Genomic DNA, 20,920 nt, shown 5'->3' with positions numbered 1-20,920 from the left:
CATGATCACAAGGGGTTGCGGACCGTCGGGTGATCTGCGTAACCTGACCCGGACCAGCTCGGTCGACCCATCCCACAACTGCAATGGAGCAAGAATGGACGTCAGAATGAGAGCGCTCTCACGCCCACTAGGGGTTCTGCTCGCCGGCACCGTCGTCGCGGTGCCCCTGATCGCGGCGGTCCCGGCGGCGGCGGCCGCGGGCAGCCTCGCCGTGATCGCCGACTTCGAGACCGGCGCGCCCGACGGCTTCTTCTCCTACGGCGCGGCCGGATTCGGCATCGTGGACGTCGCGGCGGACTCGCCCGACGCGAAGCCCGGTCAGACCGAGCCCACCAAGGTCGTCTCCTACGGTTGGGACGTCACCGCCCCCGGGTCGTTCGGCGGCGTCGGGCAGACCTTCGGAGCCGCACGGGACTACAGCGCCTTCGACGGCGTGCGCCTCATGGTCGACGGGTCCGGCAACGGCGCCGTGTACCAGGTCGAGCTCTTCGACGGCGGCCCCAACGCCGACGCCTCGGAGCGCTTCGACGTCGACCTCGTCGACGACGTCGACGGATGGCGCGAGGTCGTGCTGCCCTGGTCGGCGTTCGGTCGGGCCACCGACTACCAGCCCGGAGGAGCGCCCGACGACGGTCTCGGCCTCACCTCCCTCTGGGGCTACGCGATCCCCGCGGTGAACGGCGCCGACACGATCCGCGTCGACGACATCGCGGTCTACTCCGACACCGAGCTGCAGCCCTCCGTCTCGTTCGCCGTGGCGGAGGACCAGGCGATCGAGGGCGACGTGCTCGACGTCGAGGTGCGGCTCGACCTCGCGTCGACCGAGACGGTGACCGTCGCGCTCGGCGCCGTCGACGGCACCGCGACCGTCGGCGACGACGTCGTCGACCCGTCGACCACCGTCGAGTTCGCCCCCGGGCAGACGAGCCGCACCGTCCAGGTCGCTACCGTCGCCGACGACGCCGAAGAGGCCTCCGAGACGTTCACGCTCGAGCTGGCCGACCCGGCGGGCGCCGGTCTCGGCAGCGTGTCGGCGCTCGAGGTCACGATCCTCGACGACGACGGCGAGGTCGTCGGACCGCCCGACGGGCGGACCCTCATCGTCGACGACCACGAGGCGCCGCTCGTTCAGGGCGACGCGGGCGGGATCCCCGTCGGATGGTTCGGCGCGCAGGACCCGAGCAGCACGGTCGCCTTCGAGCGCACGGCTGTCGCGCCCGCTCCGATCCCCGGCGCACCCGCCGACAACGACGTGCTCGCCGCCGACTTCGACGTGACCTCCTTCGGCGTGGTCGTGCGCAACTTCACGAACGAGACGGCCGACGCGTGGACCACGCAGGACTGGTCGACGTACGAGGGCATCGGCTTCTGGATGTACGGCAACGGCTCGGGCACCGACCTGTTCCTCGACCTCCTCGACAACCGCAACCCCGGCTCGACCACCGATGACGCCGAGCGCTTCGTGGTGTCGTACAGCGACGACTGGCGCGGATGGCGCTTCCTCACGTTCGACTTCGACGAGTTCTCACGCAAGAACATCGGCAACAACGCCCCGAACGACGGCCTGACGCTGACCGAGATGCACGGCTACGCGTTCGGGTCGCTGCGCACGAACGCGCCGCAGACGTTCCGCTACGACGACGTGCTCCTCTACGGCGAGGCCGAGCCGCCCGCGCTGTCGGTCGGGTTCGACCGGGCCGGGTACGAGGTCACCGAGGGCGACACGCTCACCGGTGTCATCCGCCTGAACCGCGTCGCTGAGACGGAGGTCACGGTCGACTACGAGTCGCTCTCGATCGAGGCGCGCACCGCGACCGAGGACCTCTCGGCCACCGCCGACCGCGACTTCACGCCGGTCAGCGGCACCGTCACGATCCCGGCCGGCGAGCGTGAGGCGACCATCGAGCTGCCGACGCTGCAGGACGGCAAGTACGAGGTCGACGAGACCTTCGTGGTCCGGCTGTCCGACCCGCAGCAGGCCGAGTTCGGCTTCGTGCGCACCGCGACGGTGAGCATCCAGGACGACGACGAGAAGGACCCGACCCTGGTCGAGGACTTCGAGACGACGCCGTGGCTGTACGACACGACCGGCAAGTCCACGCTCACCACGCGCGAGATCGCCGCCGACTCCGGCGACGGCTACGAGGGACAGGACGCCTACGAGAACGTCGCCGACTTCGCCTACACGGGCGAGTCGACGCTCGGTCGCGAGTTCGCGGGCGGCCAGGACTGGTCGGACGCCGAGGGGCTGAGCTTCTGGGTGAACGGCTCGGCCAAGGCGACCCCGATCACTATCGAGATCCAGGACGACCCGGCGCCCGACGGCGGCCCCGACACGTGGGAGCTCGCGTGGAGCGACGAGTTCGACGGCCCGGCCGGCGCACCGGCGAACCCCGAGAACTGGACCTACGAGACCGGCGGCTGGGGCTGGGGCAACGACGAGCTGCAGTACTACACCGACAGCACCGACAACGCGGCGCTCGACGGCGACGGCAACCTCGTCATCACGGCCCGCGAGATCGACCCGGCCACGACCGACCTCGAGTGCTGGTACGGCCCGTGCGAGTACACGTCGGCGCGCCTGATCACCGAGCAGAAGCAGGAGTTCGAGTACGGCCGCATCGAGTCGCGCGTCCAGGTCCCCGAGGGCTCGGGCATCTGGCCGGCCGTGTGGTCGCTCGGGACCGACTTCCGCGAGGTCGGCTGGCCCCAGACCGGTGAGATCGACGTCATGGAGTTCGTCGGCCGCCTGCCGAACGAGATCTTCGGCACCATCCACGGTCCCGGCTACTCGGGCGGTCAGTCGTACGGCGGCATCTACGACTTCGGCGCCCCCGTGCCCGGCGACTGGCACGAGTTCGCGGTCGAGTGGACGCCCGAGGAGATCGTCTGGTCGGTCGACGGCATCGTCTACCACCAGGCCGACCCGGCGGATGTCGCGCCGAACGAGTGGGTCTTCGACCACCCGTTCTCGCTGCTCACCAACGTCGCCATCGGCGGCAACTTCGGCGGCGCGCTCGGCGATGACCTCGAGTTCCCGCAGTCGCTCACGGTCGACTACGTCCGCGTCTACCAGGCGCCGGACACGGCCGAGCGGTTCGCGGCGAGCACCGTCGTGCGCGGCACCGGCTGGCAGCAGGTCACCGTTCCGTTCGACGCGTTCGAGCGGGCCGACGAGCAGCCCGCGGGCGCACCCGACGACGGCCTCACGCTGACGGATGTGCAGGGCTACTCCCTGACGTTCGCCGGCAAGGGCACGGTGTCGATCGACCGCGTCACCGTCGAGTGACCGGGCGCTCCTGACCCGACGAACGAGGGCGGGGCGGATGCCGCGGCATCCGCCCCGCCCTTCGTCATGCCGGGACGAGGCGCCCCGGAGGTGCGACTACTGCACCGACTCGTGCTCGTGCTCGTGCACGGGCGGCCGGAAGTTGCCCTTGGACTTCGTGCCGTTGATGAGCTCGGTGCTCATCGCGTACGACAGCGAGGCGTAGGCGACCGCGTCCGAGTTCACATCGAGTGCGTGGTCGTTGTTGTTCGCGAAGGTGTCGCAGGCCAGGTGGTAGCACGGGTCGTACTGCTGTCCCGCCGTGCCGCCCCAGATCGCCGCCTCCTCGGCCGTCTTGATCCCCTCGGCGCCGGTGAAGAGGCCGCCGGCGGGGATGCCGGCGAGGATGAAGGCGCTGTAGTCGGAGCGACCGGAGAAATCGGTGCCCTTGTACGGCTCGTCGACGGACTCGAAGTACGCCTCGAACGTCTGCTCGATCTGCGCCGAACCGGCCGGCCCGGGACCCGCCCCGACACCGTCGGAGTCATCCCCGTCGTAGATGAAGAAGACGTGGTTCGGGCTGCCGATCATGTCGAAGTTGAGGTAGAGGGCGATCCGGTCGAGCTCGCTCTGCGGGAGGTTGGCGACGTAGTAGTTCGACCCGACCAGCCCGGACTCCTCGGCACCCCACCAGGCGAAGCGCAGGGTGTTCTGCGGCGTGACCTTGGAGAGGTTCTCGGCGATCTCGATGAGCGCGGCCGATCCGCTGCCGTTGTCGTTGATGCCCGGACCCGCGTTCACCGAATCCAGGTGCGCGCCGGCCATGACCACGTTGTTCGCGTTCTTGCCCGGCAGCTCGGCCAGGACGTTGTAGGTCGTCGCGATGCCGCGGAACGTCTCGGTCGCCACTCGCATGGTCAGGCCGGGGATCGCGGCGGCGAGCGCAGCGCCGTCAGCCTGAGTCGCGGACACGACCGGGAGGTCCAGCGAGAAGCCGTTTCCGAGCGTCCCGTTGATGACGCCCGCCTGGTTGTTCCAGATGACGACCGCCGTGGCGCCTGCGTTGTACGCGTTCGTCGCCTTGATCGCGAAGGTGCAGGAACCTCGCTGCACGAGGGCGATGTGGCCCGGCGTGAACCCGGCGAAGTCGGCGGCGTCGCAGCCCTCGTTGCCGCTGCCGGCGTCGGCCGGCCGACTGACTGCCGCCGTGACGTCGCCGCTGCCGGAATAGCTGAAGATGGTCGTCGACACGGGGCCCGCCGGTGGCGGCGCGATCCGCTCGAGCACGGGCGGCGTCAGGCTGATGAACGTCTGGAACTGGAAGTCCTGGACGCTGGTCTGCCAGCCCGCCGCGGTCAAGCGCTCCACGACATAGTCGACGGACTCGTCGTACCCGGGGCTCCCGGAGACGCGCGTGTCTCCATTGGCGTCGGCGATGTCCTGGAAGACCGCCTGGTGTTCGCGCACGCCCTCGAGCTCGACGCACTCCAGGAGCTTGGCGATGGTGTTGTTGACGCGGGTGTCGCAGGAGGAGGATGCCGCGGCAGCCGTGGCGACGGCGCCGCCGGTGATGATGAGAGCGGCCGACGCGGACAGGCCCGCAACCGCTCGGACGAGACGAATCCCCATGAGGTGCTCCTAGTCTTCGGTGGAGCGGGCGCGGTGCGCGTCCAGTGCGAGACTACTGAGCCTTCGTCACGACTGTCGAGGGTCGCTTCCGACCGAGCGGGTGCGCGGCAGCGGCCCCGGTCACGCCTCGCGGCCGCCGGGCGGGCCGACGACGAGCAGCGCGGCGAACACCGCCGCGACGCCGACCACGGCGAGCACGGTGAGCAGCACCGGCCGTGCGAGTCCCCAGCGCAGCAGCCGGTTCACGACGTTGTCGTCGGCGGGGTGATCGCCCGCCTCGCGACGCCAGTCGCCCGCGAGGCGGCCGCGGCGCACGAGCCACAGTTCGAACGGCACCGTGGCGTACGGCACGATCGCCGTCACGACGCCGAGCGCCATGAGCCCGATGCTCCAGCGCTGGTTCACGCCGACGAGCAGCACGGTGGCGGCGTACGCGAGGAAGACGAACCCGTGGATCGAGCCGCCGACGACGACGGCCACGTCGAGGCCGGCGGTGGCGCGGAGGATCAGGCCGGTGATGAGGAGGGTCCAGGTGATCGCCTCGGCGATCGCGAGGCTGCGGAAGAGACGGAGGGGTGACACGATGCTCCTGGGGGTGGGGGTCCCTCCATCCTCGCAATCGCGGCTGGGCGCGGCATCCGTCGAAGGATGGACGCCGCAAGACCGGCCGAGGACCGGGCACGGGCACGACGTCGGAGGGGGCGCCGATGGGCGAGGGCGACTCGGCCGGCCGCAACGCGGTCGACACCGCGGTGAAGCAGGCGGGGCTCGTGCTGCGCGCGTACCGCACGGAGTCCGCGATCTACGGCGTGGTGCTCGTCAGCGCGCTCATCGCGATCGGCTGGGAGGACGACACCGACCTCGAGGTGCTCCTGTTCACGCTCGGCACGACGGCCGTGTTCTGGCTCGCGCACGTCTACGCGGGCACGATCGCACGCGAGGAGGGACCCGAGTCGGGCCGGCCGCGGTGGCGTGCGATCTGGGCCGCCGCGCTCGCGTCGGCCGCCGACTCGTCGGGCCTGCTGCTCGCGATGGTGCTGCCCACCGCGTTCCTCGGGCTGGCCGCGATCGGCTGGCTCGACGAGTACGTGGCGTACTACCTCGCGCTGTGGGTCGGCACCGCCGTGCTCGCGGTCATCGGCTGGGTCACGGCGGCGCGTCGCGGCGGGTCGTGGGGATGGCACCTGCTCAGCGCCGTCGTCACCGCGAGCCTCGGCCTGCTCGTGATCTGGCTCAGCGCGCTCGTGCACTGAGCGGGCGGCCGCGCCGCCGCCGGGGATACCCTTGCCGGATGCACGAGTCCGAGGTCCGCGCCCTCGTCGAGTCCAAGCTCGCGACCATCCCCGACTTCCCCGAGCCCGGGGTCGTCTTCCGCGACCTCACCCCGGTGTTCGCGCACGGTCCGGCGTTCCACGCGCTCGCCGAGTCGCTGACGGCGCCGTTCGCGGGACGGTTCGACGACCTGGCCGGCGTGGAGGCGCGCGGGTTCCTGCTCGCGGGCGCGGCGTCGGCGCTCTGCGGCGCGGGCGTGCTGCCGGTGCGCAAGGCCGGCAAGCTGCCGCGCGCGGTGATCCGCGAGGAGTACGAGCTCGAGTACGGCACCGCCGCGCTCGAGGTGCACGAGGGCGAGCTCGAACCCGGGTCGCGCGTGCTGATCGTCGACGACGTGCTCGCGACCGGCGGCACCGTCGAGGCCGCCGCGCGTCTCGTCGAGCGCGCCGGATGGCACGTGGCCGGCATCGCGGTCGCGATCGAGCTCGAGGCGCTCGGCGGGCGTGCGCGGCTCGGCGACCGCTACGAGATCCACAGCCTGCTGACCTACTGAGGCCCCCTCGGCGCGCCTGAACGTCGCCTGTCAAGGCAGCGCCATCCGCTCGCGGTCGGAGTACGTTCGGCCCATGGCAGCCGAACCCGACTACAGCGACCTCAGCGCCGTCTTCGTCAACTGCACCCTGAAGCGCTCGCCCGAGGTGAGCAACACGCAGGGCCTCATGGATGCGAGCATCCGCCTCATGCGCGAGCACGGCGTCGCCGTCGAGAGCCTCCGCCTCGTCGACCACGACGTGGCGACGGGCGTCTACCCCGACATGCGCGAACACGGATGGCAGTACGACGCGTGGCCAGAACTGATCTGGCCGAAGGTCGCGGCCGCCGACATCCTCGTGGTCGGCGGACCGATCTGGCTCGGCGACAACTCGTCGGTCACGAAGCGGCTCATCGAGCGGCTCTACGCGATGAGCGGCGAGAAGAACACCGAGGGCCAGTACGCCTTCTACGGCAAGGTCGGCGGCGCGATCATCACCGGCAACGAGGACGGCATCAAGCACTGCGCGTCCAACATCCTCTACAGCCTGCAGCACATCGGCTACACGATCCCGCCGGCCGCCGACGCCGGCTGGATCGGCGAGGCGGGCCCGGGGCCGAGCTACCTCGACGAGGGCTCGGGCGGGCCCGAGAACGACTTCACCAACCGCAACACCACGTTCATGACCTACAACCTCATGCACCTCGCGCACCTGCTGAAGCAGGCGGGCGGCATCCCCGCGATCGGCAACGTTCGGTCGGAGTGGGACTCGGGCGAGCACTTCGGGTACGTGCCCGTGCCCGACGATCCGAACCCCGAGTACCGCTGACGCGGAAGCTCAGCGCGCGCAGCGGAAGCCGAGGTGCGTGGTCGCCGAGTCCTCGGCCTGCGACGACCGCGCGGCCGGGCGGTACCGCCGGCAGTACTCCGGCGCGCACAGGTGCGAGCCGCCCTTGGTGACGCGCAGCGCCTGCGACGCCGGGGCGCCCGCGAGCAGGTCGCCGCGCTCGCCGCGATCGACCGACGCCGCGCCGGGCGGCAGGTGTCGCGGCGTGAACGCATCAACGGTCCACTCCCACGTGTTGCCGATCATGTCGACGAGTCCGAACCCGTTGGCCGGGTAGGAGCCCACGGGCGACGTGCCGCCCCAGCCCTCGTTGCGGTACGGGAACGCGCCCTGCCAGGTGTTCGCCATGACCTCGCCGCCGGGCTCGCGCTCGTCGCCCCACGCGTACTCGGCTCCGGTGAGCCCGCCGCGCGCCGCGTACTCCCACTCCGCCTCGGTGGGCAGGCGGCGGCCGGCCCACTCGGCGTAGGCCGTGGCATCCGCGAACGAGACGTGCACGACCGGGTGGTCCATCCGATCGTCGATCGTCGAACCGGGCCCGAACGGATGGCGCCACTGCGCGCCCGGCACCCACCGCCACCACTGCCGCCAGTCGCGCAGGTCGACGGGGCCGTCGGTCGCCGTGAAGACGAGCGAGCCCGGCACGAGCTCGGCCGGATCGGCGCCTGCGAACTCGGCCGGATCGAGCTCGCGCTCGGCGACCGTGACCCATCCCGTCGCGGCGACGAACTCGGCGAACTGCGCGTTGGTGACCGGGTGCCGCTCGATCGCGAACGGCTCGACGCGGCGCTCGTGCTGCGGCGCCTCCTCGGGGTAATGCCGGTCGGAGCCCATGAGGAAGACGCCGCCCGGCAGCTCGACGAGTTCGGTGAGGCTCACCGGATCAGGCTACCCGCGGCGCGACCACCCGGGTCTGGCCGCGCCATCCGGCCGATGCCATACTGCTGGCATGGGGCAGCACGACCCGGTCGTCGACGCGTGGTTCGAGCGCTACGGCAACCCGCAGCGCGACTTGGTCATGGCCGTCCGCGACGCAGTCCTCGACGCCGACGAGCGCATCACCGAGACGATCAAGTGGCAGGCCCCGACCTTCATGTACCGCGGCAACATCGCGTCGTTCTACCCGAAGTCGACCAAGCACGTCAGCCTCATGTTCCACCGCGGCGCCGAACTGCCCGACCCGTCGGGCCTGCTCGAGGGCGAGGGCGACGTGTCGCGCGTGGCGAAGTTCGCCGACGCCGGTGACCTCGAGGCCAAACGCGCGGCCCTTCAGGACATCGTGCGGGCATGGGTCGCCGCCCGCGACGCGGACTGACCTCAGTTCATCGAGGTCGTGCCGTCCTCGGTTCCGTCCATGCCGGGCATCTCGCCGCGATCGCCGAAGCCGGGACGGCCGGGTCCGAAGCCGTCGCCGTCGCCGTCGTCCATCCAGCCCGGGCCGGATGGCACGCCCGTGGGCACGCCGAAGACGCCGTCGAACAGCGCGGCGGCGTTGCCCGCGACGAAGCCGCCCGCGAACGAGAGCAGCGCGAGCAGCACCGCGCCGACGGCGAGCACCCAGACACGGCGATACCAGGGCATGCGTTCCGGCGCGGTCACCGGCGCGGTGGAGACGGGCGGCGCCGCTCCGGCGGGCGTGGCCTGACCGGGCGCGGGCGCTGGCGCTGACGCGGCGGGCGCGGGGTGGAACATCGGCGGCGGCGCGTCTGCGGCCGGGGTGATGGGGTCGGTCGGCGCGGTCGGCGTGCTCGACGCGTCCGGGGTCGTGGTGGTCATTCGGTCCCTCCGGCATCCGGGCGAGACGGATGTCCCGCATGCTCCGAGCCTCCGACGCCACGCTATGCACGGGCTTTGCCCCAGCCCGGCGTGCGCCGCGAGTCCGTGACATCCGCTCAAGTTGTTTTGAACGACTCAAGACAACTGCTACGGTCGACGCATGGCGACCGCGATGCACCGAGACGAGGCCGAGGCACAGCTGCGCGCCGTGGGCCTCAAGGTGACGGCGCCGCGACTCGCCGTGCTCGGCGCCGTCACCGACAACGGGCACCTCGACGCCGATGCCGTGCACGCGCGGGTCGCCGAATCGCTGCCCGGCACGTCGCTGCAGTCGGTCTACAACGTGCTCGGCGCGCTGAACGACGCCGGGCTGCTTCGCCGCATCGAGCCCGCCGGCTCGCCCGCACTGTACGAGAGCCGCATCGGCGACAACCACCACCACGTCGTCTGCACGCGCTGCCACACCGTCGCCGACGTCGACTGCGTCGTCGGCCACGCGCCCTGCCTCGTACCGGGCGACTCGAGCGGCTTCGCCATCCACACCGCCGAGGTCACCTTCTGGGGCCTCTGCGCCGACTGCCAGCGGGAGGTCGCCGGCTAGTCCGTCGGCATCCGCTCGCCCCGGGCGCCCCTGCGCGCCGACCGCCCGACCGGGGCGGTGCTCGTCGTGCCCGCACGTCGTGCATCGCCGCGGCCGCGGCATCCGTTCACCGAAGAGAGAAGGACGACATGTCGAACCCCGCGAACCCGCCCGTCACGACGACCCAGACGGGCACGCCCGTCGCGAGCGACGCGCACTCGCTCACGGTCGGCGCCGACGGCGCGACCGTGCTGCACGACCGGTACCTCGTCGAGAAGCTCGCGCAATTCAACCGCGAGCGCATCCCCGAGCGGATCGTGCACGCGAAGGGCGGCGGCGCGTTCGGCCGGTTCGAGGCGACCCACGACGTGTCGGCCTACACGCGGGCCGCGGTCTTCCAGCCCGGTGCCGAGTCCGAGACGCTGCTGCGCTTCTCGTCGGTCGCCGGCGAGCAGGGTTCGCCCGACACGTGGCGCGACGTGCGCGGCTTCTCGCTGAAGTTCTACACCACCGAGGGCAACTACGACATCGTCGGCAACAACACCCCGGTGTTCTTCATCCGCGACGGCGCGAAGTTCCCCGATTTCATCCACTCGCAGAAGCGCCTGCCGGGCTCGGGCCTGCGCGACGCCGACATGCAGTGGGACTTCTGGACGCTCTCGCCCGAGTCGGCGCACCAGGTGACCTACCTCATGGGCGACCGCGGCCTGCCGAAGTCGTGGCGCGAGATGCAGGGCTACGGCTCGCACACCTACCAGTGGACCAATGCCGCCGGCGTGAAGTTCTGGGTCAAGTACCACTTCCGCTCGCAGCAGGGCGACCTGCACCTCGACGCGGCGACCGCCGAGGCCATCGCGGGCGCCGACGCCGACTTCTATCGCCGCGACCTGTACGAGGCGATCGAGCGCGGCGAGTTCCCGAGGTGGGACCTGCACGTGCAGGTCATGCCCTACGACGACGCGAAGACCTACCGCTTCAACCCGTTCGACCTCACCAAGGTGTGGCCGCACGCGGACTACCCGCTGATCCCGGTCGGCACGCTCACGCTCGACCGCAATCCGCAGAACTTCTTCGCCGAGATCGAGCAGGCCGCGTTCTCGCCCGCGAACACCGTGCCGGGCATCGCCATCAGCCCCGACAAGATGCTCATGGCGCGCGTGTTCAGCTACCCCGACGCGCAGCGCTACCGCGTGGGCACGAACTACAACCAGCTTCCGGTGAACGCGCCGCACGCGGCATCCGTGCACAACTACTCGCAGGACGGCGCGGGGCGGTACCACTTCAACTCGCCCTCAGCGCCCGTGTACGCGCCGAACTCGTTCGGCGGGCCGGTGGCGTCGGCGGATGTCGCGGGCGAGGGCGGCTGGGAGGCCGACGGCGAGCTCGAGCGCACGGCGTACACGCTGCGCGCCGAGGACTCGGACTTCGGCCAGGCCGGCACGCTCTACCGCGACGTGTTCTCGGTCGAGGCGAAGGCCCGGTTCCTCGAGACGCTGTCGGGCCAGGCGCACGCGATCTCCATCGACGAGATCCGCGAGCGGTTCTTCCAGTACTGGACGAACGTCGACGGCGACCTCGGCGTCGCGCTGCGCGCGGCGTACGCGGCGGGCCTGAACGCCCACGCGCCGCAGCAGCCCGAGGCCGACGAGGCCGACGAGGACGTCGCCGCGGCGTAGTCCCGGCGCGGGCGTCCGGGTCGCGTGCTGCGCGATCCGGGCGCCCGGATCGACGGACGTTCGGTGCGGACTTCGTCCGGACCGCGGACGATTGTCCCTCGACAACCGGAGATGATCGTCCGTAGGCTCGCCCCAAGTCCTCGGGAAAGCCTCTTCCGGGCGGACACTGGGGACCTGTGCCGCCTTCACCGGCACGACCGTCTCGAGGGGGAGTCTCAGATGACCATCGGCCCGAACCCACCGCACCGCCGCCGTCGCACCACCGCCATCGCCGCCGCCGCGGCGTTCGCCGTCGCCATCCCGTTCACCGCAGGCGCCCCGGCCCTCGCCGACGCGACCTTCCCGTCGCCCGAGGGCACCACCAACATCGCGAGCATCACGACCTACGCCGACCTCGTCGCCGAACTCGAGCGCATCGAGAAGACCTCGCGCTTCGGCGTCGACGTGTTCACGCTCGCCGAGGCCGGCACCGAGGTCTCGACCTCCGAGCAGGGCCGCGACCTCCACGTCGCCACCGTCGGCGACGGCGACGAGCACGTCTGGCTCCAGGGGCGCATCCACGGCAACGAGCCGTACGGCACCGAATCGCTGCTCGCCGTGCTGAAGGAGATGGGCACGAACGGGTCGCCCGACTGGACCCTGCTGCGCGAGACGTACACGTTCCACGTCATCCCGATGTACAACCCCGACGGGTCCGAACTGAACATCCGGCACACCATCCTGCAGGACGGCTCGGAGCAGCGCATCGACCTGAACCGCGACTGGGGCGTCGGCAAGTTCGCCGCCGCCGAGTCCAAGGCGTTCTACGAGTACTGGACCATGGTCGACCCGGCGTTCGCGGTCGACATCCACCACCAGGGCCTCAAGCGCGAGTACGGCACGGGCGACGAGGTCACGCTGTCGCTCGGCATCTCGCTCGCGCCCGGCGGCCCGACGCTCCCTGGCGTCGAGGGCGGCGCCTACGACGTGCTCACGCGCCAGATGCACGTGCACGTCTACGACGAGCTGCAGCAGGCGGGCTACGTCAACATGGACCGCTACCAGGTCGGCGGCAGCCTCGAGATCGACATCAAGGGCGGCGTCGTGTCGGCCATGATGCTCGGCCTGAACCACGACGGGCTCAACCCCGAGGGCCACAGCAACCCGGCGATCTTCTTCGAGACCAGCGGCAACACGAGCGACGGCAGCCTCGGCCAGAAGGCGCGCGGCAAGTCGATCCAGCAGAACATCCTCGCCCTCACCGAGCTGCTGACCGGCATGGCCACTGGCGAGGTCCAGCAGGAGGACCCGGAGCGCTGGGAGGAGATCCCGCACGCACCGGTCACCGGCTACCAGACCGACGACGGGATCATCCCGGCGTCGTACTGACCGGCGCGCGCGAGCGCGACGCGACACCTCGGGGCGGGGCGGCTGGACGGCCGCTCCGCCCCTCCTGTCAATCCGCTGGGCTGGTTTGAGACCCGGCGGGGATGCTCGCAAGGCTGGAACGATGTCCCCGCTCCAGCAGTCCTGGTCCGCGTTCGCCCTCGCCGTGCTCGCGGTCGTCATCGCGGTGGGCGTCGTGTCGGCGCTCGCCTCGCTCGCCGTGCGCGCCATCGCGCGCCGCCGCGACTGGGCGATCGTGCTGATCGGCCGCGTGCGCTGGCCCTTCCGCACGGTGCTCCTGGTCGGCGGCCTCTGGATCGCCGTTGCCGCAGCCTTCCCGGCGGGCGAGTGGCGCGAGGCGGTCGATCACGCGTTCCTCATCGCGATGATCGCCACGGGTGCGTGGTTCATCTGCCAGGCGATCCTGTTCCTCACCGACCTCGGCATGCTCCGCTACGACGTCGACGTCGCCGACAACCGCCTCGCGCGCCGCGCCCGCACCCAACTGCTCGTGGTGCGCCGGCTCATCGTGGTGGTCCTCGTGATCGTCGCGCTCGGCGCCATCCTGTTCACCTTCGACAGCGTGCGGGCGCTCGGCGCGTCGGTGCTCGCGTCGGCGGGCATCGTGTCGATCGTCGCGGGCTTGGCGGCCCAGTCGGTGCTCGCGAACCTGTTCGCCGGGATCCAGCTCGCGTTCAGCGATGCGATCCGCGTCGACGACGTGGTGATCGTCGAGGGCGAGTGGGGCCGGATCGAGGAGATCACGCTGAACTACGTCGTCGTCGGGCTTTGGGACGACCGCCGTCTCGTGCTGCCGTGCACGCACTTCACGACGAAGCCGTTCGAGAACTGGACGCGCACGTCGAGCCAGCTGCTCGGCTCGGTCGAGCTCGACCTCGACTGGCGCGTCGACCCCGCGGCGATGCGCGAGCACCTCGACGTCGTGCTCGAGCGCACCGACCTGTGGGACGGCCGCGCCAAGGTGCTGCAGGTGACCGACGCGGTCGGCGGGCTCGTGCGAGTGCGCATCCTCGTCACGGCGATCGACGCGCCGACGCTGTTCGACCTGCGGTGCTACGTGCGCGAGGAGATGGTGCACTGGATCCGGCGCGCGCAGCCCGAGGCCGAGCCGGCGCAGCGCGTGCTGCTCGCCGGCGGCGGCTTCGCTGCCGAGTCCGAGGCGTCGGCGCGAGCGGATGGCGCGTCCGCGCGCTCAGTCGACGGCGCCGTGGTCGCGACGGACGACCACCGCCCCGGCGACGGCGACCGCGCGGGCCTGTTCACCGGCACCCCCGAGGCCGAGGAGCGCGCGCAACAGTTCACCCAGGCCATCCCGGTCGTGCGGCCGGATGACGCGGAGCCGGCGCCCGAGCCGCAGCCGACCCGGTAGCCGCGCGGCCGGCTACGCCTCGACGAGCGCCTTCCGCACGACGCTCGTGAAGAAGCCGAGTCCGTCGACGCCCGAGCGCATCGCGGCCGCGGTGTCGGGGCCGAAGCCCGGCTCGACCGCGTGCTCGGGGTGCGGCATGAGGCCGACGACGTTGCCGCGCTCGTTGGTGATGCCCGCGATGTCGCGCAGCGATCCGTTGGGGTTCACGCCGACGTAGCGGAACACCACGCGGCCCTCGCCCTCGAGGCGGTCGAGCGTCTCCTCCGACGCGATGAAGCCGCCCTCGCCGTTCTTCAGCGGGATCGTGATCTGCTGGCCGGCCTCGAACTCGCCGGTCCAGTCGGTCGAGGTGTTCTCGACGCGCAGCACCTGGTCGCGGCAGATGAACGAGCCGTGGTCGTTGCGGATCAGGCCGCCCTCGAGCAGGTGGGCCTCGGTGAGCATCTGGAAGCCGTTGCAGATGCCGAGCACCGGCATGCCCTTGTTCGCCGCGTCGACGACCTCGGTCATGATCGGGCTGAGCGAGGCGATCGCGCCGCAGCGCAGGTAGTCGCCGTAGCTGAAGCCGCCGGGCAGGATCAGGGCGTCGACGCCCTCGAGGTCGTGCGAGCCGTGCCAGAGGGCGACGGGCTCACCGCCCGCGAGCCGCACGGCGCGCTGCGCGTCGCGGTCGTCGAGCGAGCCGGGGAACGTGATGACGCCGATGCGCATGCGGGGGCCTCCGGTCCGGATCTCAGTGGGTCTCGCCCGCGGGCGCGTCGTAGCCCTCGTGGTGGTGGGCTTCCGCGGCCTCCTCGGCGAGCTCGACGTTCGACTGCTCGTAGTGGATGCCCACCACGTCTTCGATCACCGCGTTCGACAGCACGTTCTCGGCGAGCGCCGCGACCTCGGCCTTGACGGCGTCGTCGATCGGGCCGTCGACCGTGAGCTCGAACCGCTTCCCGACCCGCACGCCGGAGATGGAGCCGTGGCCCGTGCGGGCGAGGGCGCCGGCGACGGCCTTCCCCTGGGGGTCGAGCAGTTCGGCCTTGGGCATCACGTCGACGACGATGGTGGGCACTGCGGTGCTCCGTTCGATGGGGGAGATGCGGATGCCTCGATTCTATCCGGCACTCGAACCGCTCGGTCGCGCCGCCCCCGTCGCCCCGGCGTGCGCACGCCGCGGTCGTAGACTGCGGCCGTGGCCAGCCGTGCGGCGGGGCGCGAACGGCTCTCGCCGGCCGACGCGTCGAACATCGTGATGGACGCGCCCGACCAGGTGAACGCGTTCCTCATGGCCGGCGTGCTCGCGCCCGGTGGTCCGGTCGGCGCCGATGGCGAGGTCGACCTCGCGGCGCTCCGCTCGTCTGTCGGGCGGCTCGTGCCGGCGGTCCCGCGGATGTCGCAGCGCGTCGTGCGCGACGGGCGCGGGTACGCGTGGGAGCCCGTGCCCCTCGACCTCGAGCGGCACGTGCGGCTGGTCGACGCCGTCGACGGTCGCCGCGGGCTCGAGGCGCTGTGCGCCCGCCTGATGGTGACCCCGTTGCCGATCGACCGCCCGCTCTGGGAGCTGCTGATCGTCCCAGGCGTCGCGCCCGCCCGCGTGGGCATGGTGCTCCGCATCCAGCACGCGATGGCCGACGGGCTGGCCGCCGTGCACCTCGTCGAGGAGCTGCTGCGAGCCGGCGCGCCATCCGTGCCGGCCGAGACGGCACCGACGGATGACGCGGCGCCCGCCCTGCCCGCGGCCCGCCGGGGCCTGCGCGCCCGCCTGCGCACCCTGGCCTCCGGGTGGGAGCGGACGGTCGCGATCCTCCGCCCGGCGGTCCCGCGCACCGTGCTCCTCGGGCCGATCGGACCGCGGCGCGGCGTCGCGTTCGTCGACGCGCCCCTCGAGTCCGTTGCCGCGGGCGCCGCGTCGGTCGGCGCGACGGTGAACGACGCGCTGCTCGCCGCGGCCGTCGCCGCTGCCGAGGCGGCCCTGCGGGCGCGCGACGAGCCCGTGCCGCCCGCGATCCCCGTGAGCGTGCCGGTCGCGCTCGCCGAGCGCGGGCGGTCGGGCAACGCGGTCGGCGTCATGCTCGTGCCGCTGCCCACGGGGGAGGCGGATCCGGCGCGCCGCCTTCGCCGCATCGCGGAGCTCACCCGGGCGCGCAAGGCCGACGCGCGCTCCCGCGGCTCGTTCGAGCTCACGAGGACGCGGTTCGGCGCCCGCCTGTTCGTGCGCGCGGTACGGCACCAGCGACTCATCGCCTTGTTCGCGACGAACGTGCCCGGCCCGCGGCATCCGCTCGCCCTCGCCGGCGCGCCCCTCGAGCGCGCCTGGCCGCTCGCCGCGATCCAGGGCAACGTGCGGCTCGGCGTCGCGGCGCTCTCGTACGCCGGAGTGCTCGGCTGCGCCGTGCACAGCGATGCCGACGCCGTCTCGGCCGACGTGTTCGCGCAGGCCCTCGCCGAGGAGTTCGCCGCCATCGCCGGGCTCGCGGGGCTCGCCGGGCCGCCGGCGGGCCGGGCGGGCTCGCCGGCCTAGTCGTACCGCTAGGCGGGCTGCGCCATCCGCTCGGCCCGGTGCCGTCGCAGCACCACGACCAGCAGCACCGCCGCCGCGACCTGCAGCACGGCGACGATCGCGACGAGCACCGGCACGCTGCCGTACAGGGCGCCCGCCACGGTCGCGCCCGCGAGCGCGCCCACGCCCTGGAACACCGCGAACCAGCCGTACGCCGAGCCGCGCTGCTCGGCCGGCACGAGGTCGGCGACGAGCGCCTTGACCGTCGAGTCCTGCACGCCCGTCGCGAGGCCCCACACGACGACGCCGGCGATGACGAGCCCCAGTTCGCCCGCGAGAGTGAAGCCCGGCACGAACGCCGTGAGCAGCGGCACGACCATGAGGATCGCCGAGCCCAGGCGGTCGTACGCCCATCCGGTCGCGAGGGCGGCGACGGCGGCGGCCGCCATGCCGGCGGCGTACACCAGCGGCACGCCCGCGACCGGAACGAGATCGGCTGCGACGAGATGGAACGACATGACGCCGAAGCTGAGCAGTCCGAACGTGGTGAGCGCGGCGAACGTCGCGAACAGGAGGAACGTGGTCCGCACGTGCGTGGGGATGGAGGCGAGGCCGGCCAGGCGCGCGAGCATCGAACGGCGGGCGGATGGCGCGGGACCGCCGCCGGCGGCGGGCACGGCGGGCGTGGCACCCGTCGGCGTCGCGGCGTCCCGGTACACGCTCGTGTCGGGCACGCGCGACCGCAGCCACATGAGCAGCACCATCGCGACCGCGGCGGGCACGGCGAGCGCGAGGAACGCCGGCCACAGTTCGCCGGTGAGCGCGACGATCGCCGCGACGACGAGTGGCCCCGCGAAGGCGCCGATCTGGTCGAGGAGCTTGTGCACGCCGAAGCCCGTGCCGCGGCCGACCACGCCCGCGGCATCCGCGAGCAGCACCGTCTTCGACGGGCCGCGTACGGCCTTGCCCGTGCGCTCGACGAGGATGAGGGAGCTCGCTGCGGCGAGTGAGGCGGTGCCGAGCACGGGCGTGAGCGCGAGCAGCGGCACGCTCACGGCGCTCATCGCGTACCCGGCGATCGTGAACCCCCAGTAGCCGCCGGTCCGGTCGGCCCACGGTCCGGTCACGAGCCGGAGCACCAGCGCGATGGCCGTGGCGGCGCCCGTCACGACGCCGACGAGCGCCGCGGAGGCGCCGAGTTGCTCGAGCAGCGCGCCGCTCACCGAGATCGCCCCGTCGGAGACCATGTCGATGAAGAGGCTCACCAAGCCGAGCCCGATCACCATGGACCAGGGGCGCAGGCCCGGCGATCTCGTCGTGGCAGCGTCCGTCACGAACGCGAGACTACCGCCGGAAGATCGAGCGGAAGATCGCCCCGACGCCGACGAGCAGCGCCACGCCCGCGGCCAGGGCGAGCACGATCACCAGCGTCGGGTTCTGGCGGTACTTCTCCTCGACCCATTCGGCCGCGTCCTCGATGAGGTCCTCGGCGTCGTCGAGCGCGTCTTCCGTGACGGCCTTCGCCTGGCTCGCCGCATCCGAGATCGCCGCGGCGCCCTTCTGCGCGGCGTCGGCCGCGGCCGACTTCATCGCATCCAGGGTGTCCTCGGCCTCCTTCGAGGCCCGGTCGGCAGCGGCCTTGGCCTCGCCGATGGCCTGCTCGACCCGATCGTCGAGCTCGTCGCCGGACGCATTCGGCTGGTTCGTCGCATCCGTCATGGAACGTCCTTCCGTCGGGCATCGGCTGATGCGGCCATGCTACGCGCGTCGGGGCGGGCGGAGGCAGCCCCCGCCGTCGGCCTCAGCGCCGACGTCCGAGCCCGCGGGCGATCGCGCCGAGGAGCACGACCGCGCCGACCGCGGCGCCGATCACGACGCCGGGGCGTCGCCGGTACTCCTCCTTGATGCGTTCGGTCCACTGGCCGGTGGCGCGCTTGGCCTGGTCGGCGAGCTCGTCGAGGTCGGCGCTCTGCGCGGCCTCCTTCAGCTTCGCGCCCGCCTGCTTCGCGGCGTCCGCGGCGGAATCGGCGATCTTCGTCACGGGGGAGCCCGAGGTGGCGCCGACCGCGTCCGACCCGATCGGGGGAGTTGCCGGCATGGTGGTCGGGTTGCCGGATTCCCCGTCGTTCACGCCGCCCGCGGTCGTGGTCGCATCCGTGGTCGCGTCGCTCGTGGTGGCGTCAGTGCGCGTGGTGTCCTGGTCGGTCATGCTTGTCGCTCCTCGGGTCGCGGCGCGCCCTCCGGTGCATGGGCTCGGGTGTGCGAGGGGGTCGCGCCACTGGCAGTCTCACCCGGCCCGGAGCCCACGTCGAGGGCATTGACATCCCTCGACGCACGGCATAGCAGCGAGATTGCCCGTGAACGAGGGTCATCGCCGTTCCTGAATCGGAGGACAATGCCACGCATGAACGGGGTCGCGCAGGTCCTCGCCGCCCTCATGGCGCTGACGCTACTGGTCATCGGCGCGCTCGAGTCCTTCTTCTTCCGGAGCGCGGAGCTGTACCCGATCTTCCTCATCGAGCCCGACGAGTACGACGCGGTGGCACTGTGGACGCGCAACGTCGGCGTCTACAACATGCTCATGGGACTGGTCATCGTCGTCGGACTCGTCCTCGTACGCCGTGGGCAGGTCGATGCCGGACGGGCGCTGATCCTCGCGATGAGCGCGATGCACGTCGTGCTGGGCGTCAGCCTCGTCGTGACCGCGCCGGAGCTGTGGCTCTCCGCCGTGTTCGAGTCGGGGCTGTCGCTGGCGGTGTTCCTCGCGACGCTCCTCGGGGGTCGGCGCGCTGCTCGGACCGACGCCGCCTCCGGCCCCGGCTCCGCGCGGGCCCGCGCCTAGCTAGCCGAGCCCCGCCCGCTCCGCGAGCACCTCGCGGAGCACCACGCGCGTCGCGTCGAGCCCGCGGTAGACCTCCTCGTAGCTCGTCGAGAGCGGCGCGAGCCCGACGCGGAGGCCCCCGACGTCGCGGTAGTCGGGGATCACGTCGCGCTGCCAGAGCCGCGCCGTCACCTCGCGCATGGCGTCGTGCTGGAGGAGCACGTGACCGCCGCGCTCCTCCGGATCGCGCGGCGTGCCGAGCGTGACGCCGAGCGGGCCGAGCCACTCGTCGGCGAGGTCGATCGCGAACGCGGTGAGCCCGATCGACTTGGCGCGGACGGCCGCCAAGCCGGCCTCCTCGATCATCGCGAGGGTCTCCTGCATGGCGATCATCGCCGAGATCGGCGACGTGCCGCTGACGAAGCGGCGGATGCTGCGCGCGGGCACGTACTCCGGCCCCATGGCGAACAGGTCGGCGGTGCCGAACCAGCCCTGGATCGGCTGTCGCAGTACCGCGTGGAGGTCGTCGCGCACGTAGGCGAAGGCGGGCGAGCCCGGACCGCCGTTGAGGTACTTGTAGGTGCAGCCGACGGCGAGGTCGAACTCCCACCGGTCGGCGTGCACGGGCACCGAGCCGGCCGAGTGGCAGAGGTCCCACAGCACGAGCGCGCCCGCGTCGTGCGCGATGCGCGTGAGCTCCTTGGCGTCCGCGATGTACGCGGAACGGTACGAGACGTGGTTGAGCACGACGAGCGCCGTCGTCGGCCCGACGGCCTGGGCGAGTTGCTCCGAGGTCACGCCGCGCGTGAGGTCGACGTCGATCCAGCGGAGGTGGCATCCGGTCTCGCGCGCGATGCCCTCGAGCACATAGCGGTCGGTGGGGAAGTTGTCGCGGTCGACGACGATCTCGCGCCGCTGCGGATCGCGTGCGATCTGCGCGTCGACCGCGGCGCGGGCGAGCTTGTAGATCAGCACCGTGGTGGAGTCGCCGATGACGGTCTGCCCGGCCTTGGCCTCGATGACGGCGCGCCCGATCTGGTCGCCGATCTCGTACGGCAGCTGCAGCCAGGCCTCGTCCCAGCCGCGGATGAGGCGCCCGCCCCATTCCTCGCGCATGAACCGCTCGACGCGCGCGATCGCGGCGGCCGGCGGGCGGCCGAGCGAGTTGCCGTCGAAGTAGACCAGGTCGGTCTCGGCGCCGACGAAGCGCTTGCGGTAATGCGCGAGCCCGTCGGCGCGGTCCATCCGGCGGGCGTAGGCGAGCTGGGGGTCCATG

General features: G+C 72.0%; 21 protein-coding genes. 11 read left to right on the top strand and 10 right to left on the bottom strand.

Annotation, left to right across the window (positions count from 1 at the left end):
• Positions 1-106 precede the first annotated feature (106 nt).
• Complete coding sequence (locus tag AC3RKB_RS03735; RefSeq protein ID WP_491434633.1) at positions 107-3,289, top strand: carbohydrate binding domain-containing protein; 3,183 nt, start codon at positions 107-109, stop codon at positions 3,287-3,289.
• A gap of 96 nt (positions 3,290-3,385) precedes the next feature.
• Here AC3RKB_RS03735 and AC3RKB_RS03730 read toward each other — a convergent pair whose 3' ends face one another.
• Together AC3RKB_RS03730 and AC3RKB_RS03725 are read right to left on the bottom strand one after the other, a co-directional pair.
• Positions 3,386-4,897, bottom strand: coding sequence for a M28 family metallopeptidase (locus AC3RKB_RS03730; RefSeq protein WP_491434632.1), 1,512 nt, complete (start codon positions 4,895-4,897; stop codon positions 3,386-3,388).
• Positions 4,898-5,017: 120 nt separating this feature from the next.
• Positions 5,018-5,479: a DUF3817 domain-containing protein gene (locus AC3RKB_RS03725; RefSeq protein ID WP_491434631.1), complete on the bottom strand. Its 462-nt coding sequence runs from the start codon at positions 5,477-5,479 to the stop codon at positions 5,018-5,020.
• Between the two features lie 125 nt (positions 5,480-5,604).
• Between AC3RKB_RS03725 and AC3RKB_RS03720 the strand changes: the two genes are divergently transcribed.
• The 3 genes from AC3RKB_RS03720 (at position 5,605) to AC3RKB_RS03710 (ending at position 7,530) form a co-directional block, all read left to right on the top strand.
• A complete protein-coding gene (locus AC3RKB_RS03720; RefSeq protein ID WP_491434630.1) occupies positions 5,605-6,150 on the top strand; it encodes a hypothetical protein in 546 nt (181 codons plus the stop codon).
• 38 nt (positions 6,151-6,188) lie between these two features.
• Entirely contained in the window at positions 6,189-6,722 is a 534-nt protein-coding gene (locus tag AC3RKB_RS03715) for an adenine phosphoribosyltransferase (RefSeq protein ID WP_491434629.1), read from the top strand.
• Between the two features lie 73 nt (positions 6,723-6,795).
• Positions 6,796-7,530, top strand: a complete 735-nt coding sequence (locus AC3RKB_RS03710; RefSeq protein WP_491434628.1) for a flavodoxin family protein — start codon at positions 6,796-6,798, stop codon at positions 7,528-7,530.
• 9 nt (positions 7,531-7,539) lie between these two features.
• On the opposite strand, the gene AC3RKB_RS03705 is transcribed toward AC3RKB_RS03710, so the two are convergent.
• A complete protein-coding gene (locus AC3RKB_RS03705) occupies positions 7,540-8,382 on the bottom strand; it encodes a formylglycine-generating enzyme family protein (protein ID WP_491436745.1) in 843 nt (280 codons plus the stop codon).
• Positions 8,383-8,497: 115 nt separating this feature from the next.
• Here AC3RKB_RS03705 and AC3RKB_RS03700 point away from each other — a divergent pair, with 115 nt between their 5' ends.
• On the top strand, positions 8,498-8,863 hold the full coding sequence (locus AC3RKB_RS03700; protein WP_491434627.1) for a DUF1801 domain-containing protein: 366 nt from the start codon (positions 8,498-8,500) through the stop codon (positions 8,861-8,863).
• Positions 8,864-8,865: 2 nt separating this feature from the next.
• On the opposite strand, the gene AC3RKB_RS03695 is transcribed toward AC3RKB_RS03700, so the two are convergent.
• Positions 8,866-9,324, bottom strand: coding sequence for a hypothetical protein (locus AC3RKB_RS03695; protein ID WP_491434626.1), 459 nt, complete (start codon positions 9,322-9,324; stop codon positions 8,866-8,868).
• A gap of 160 nt (positions 9,325-9,484) precedes the next feature.
• On the opposite strand from AC3RKB_RS03695, the gene AC3RKB_RS03690 reads away from it, so the two are divergent.
• The 4 genes from AC3RKB_RS03690 (at position 9,485) to AC3RKB_RS03675 (ending at position 14,335) form a co-directional block, all read left to right on the top strand.
• Positions 9,485-9,925, top strand: coding sequence for a Fur family transcriptional regulator (locus tag AC3RKB_RS03690; RefSeq protein WP_491434625.1), 441 nt, complete (start codon positions 9,485-9,487; stop codon positions 9,923-9,925).
• A 128-nt stretch (positions 9,926-10,053) separates the two neighbouring features.
• Positions 10,054-11,580 (top strand): catalase, encoded by a 1,527-nt coding sequence (locus AC3RKB_RS03685; protein ID WP_491434624.1) that lies wholly within the window; start codon positions 10,054-10,056, stop codon positions 11,578-11,580.
• A gap of 219 nt (positions 11,581-11,799) precedes the next feature.
• Positions 11,800-12,948: a M14 family zinc carboxypeptidase gene (locus AC3RKB_RS03680; RefSeq protein ID WP_491434623.1), complete on the top strand. Its 1,149-nt coding sequence runs from the start codon at positions 11,800-11,802 to the stop codon at positions 12,946-12,948.
• 121 nt (positions 12,949-13,069) lie between these two features.
• A complete protein-coding gene (locus AC3RKB_RS03675) occupies positions 13,070-14,335 on the top strand; it encodes a mechanosensitive ion channel family protein (RefSeq protein WP_491434622.1) in 1,266 nt (421 codons plus the stop codon).
• Between the two features lie 12 nt (positions 14,336-14,347).
• On the opposite strand, the gene purQ is transcribed toward AC3RKB_RS03675, so the two are convergent.
• Together purQ and purS are read right to left on the bottom strand one after the other, a co-directional pair.
• Positions 14,348-15,046, bottom strand: coding sequence for a phosphoribosylformylglycinamidine synthase subunit PurQ (gene purQ / locus AC3RKB_RS03670; RefSeq protein WP_491434621.1), 699 nt, complete (start codon positions 15,044-15,046; stop codon positions 14,348-14,350).
• A gap of 22 nt (positions 15,047-15,068) precedes the next feature.
• Positions 15,069-15,395, bottom strand: coding sequence for a phosphoribosylformylglycinamidine synthase subunit PurS (purS, locus tag AC3RKB_RS03665; protein WP_491434620.1), 327 nt, complete (start codon positions 15,393-15,395; stop codon positions 15,069-15,071).
• Between the two features lie 120 nt (positions 15,396-15,515).
• On the opposite strand from purS, the gene AC3RKB_RS03660 reads away from it, so the two are divergent.
• Positions 15,516-16,844, top strand: a complete 1,329-nt coding sequence (locus AC3RKB_RS03660; protein ID WP_491434619.1) for a wax ester/triacylglycerol synthase domain-containing protein — start codon at positions 15,516-15,518, stop codon at positions 16,842-16,844.
• Positions 16,845-16,852: 8 nt separating this feature from the next.
• On the opposite strand, the gene AC3RKB_RS03655 is transcribed toward AC3RKB_RS03660, so the two are convergent.
• The 3 genes from AC3RKB_RS03655 to AC3RKB_RS03645 all read right to left on the bottom strand — a co-directional run bounded on the left by AC3RKB_RS03655 (position 16,853) and on the right by AC3RKB_RS03645 (position 19,032).
• Entirely contained in the window at positions 16,853-18,157 is a 1,305-nt protein-coding gene (locus AC3RKB_RS03655) for an MFS transporter (RefSeq protein WP_491434618.1), read from the bottom strand.
• A 10-nt stretch (positions 18,158-18,167) separates the two neighbouring features.
• Entirely contained in the window at positions 18,168-18,542 is a 375-nt protein-coding gene (locus AC3RKB_RS03650) for a hypothetical protein (protein ID WP_491434617.1), read from the bottom strand.
• Between the two features lie 82 nt (positions 18,543-18,624).
• A complete protein-coding gene (locus AC3RKB_RS03645; RefSeq protein ID WP_491434616.1) occupies positions 18,625-19,032 on the bottom strand; it encodes a hypothetical protein in 408 nt (135 codons plus the stop codon).
• A 195-nt stretch (positions 19,033-19,227) separates the two neighbouring features.
• On the opposite strand from AC3RKB_RS03645, the gene AC3RKB_RS03640 reads away from it, so the two are divergent.
• Positions 19,228-19,665: a DUF1304 family protein gene (locus AC3RKB_RS03640; protein WP_491434615.1), complete on the top strand. Its 438-nt coding sequence runs from the start codon at positions 19,228-19,230 to the stop codon at positions 19,663-19,665.
• On the opposite strand, the gene AC3RKB_RS03635 is transcribed toward AC3RKB_RS03640, so the two are convergent.
• Complete coding sequence (locus tag AC3RKB_RS03635) at positions 19,666-20,919, bottom strand: kynureninase (RefSeq protein WP_491434614.1); 1,254 nt, start codon at positions 20,917-20,919, stop codon at positions 19,666-19,668.
• Position 20,920: the final 1 nt, after the last annotated feature.

This window comes from Agromyces capsici (assembly GCF_058349965.1).
Note: the sequence above shows the minus strand (reverse complement) of the source record. Positions and strands in the feature narration are given on the sequence as shown.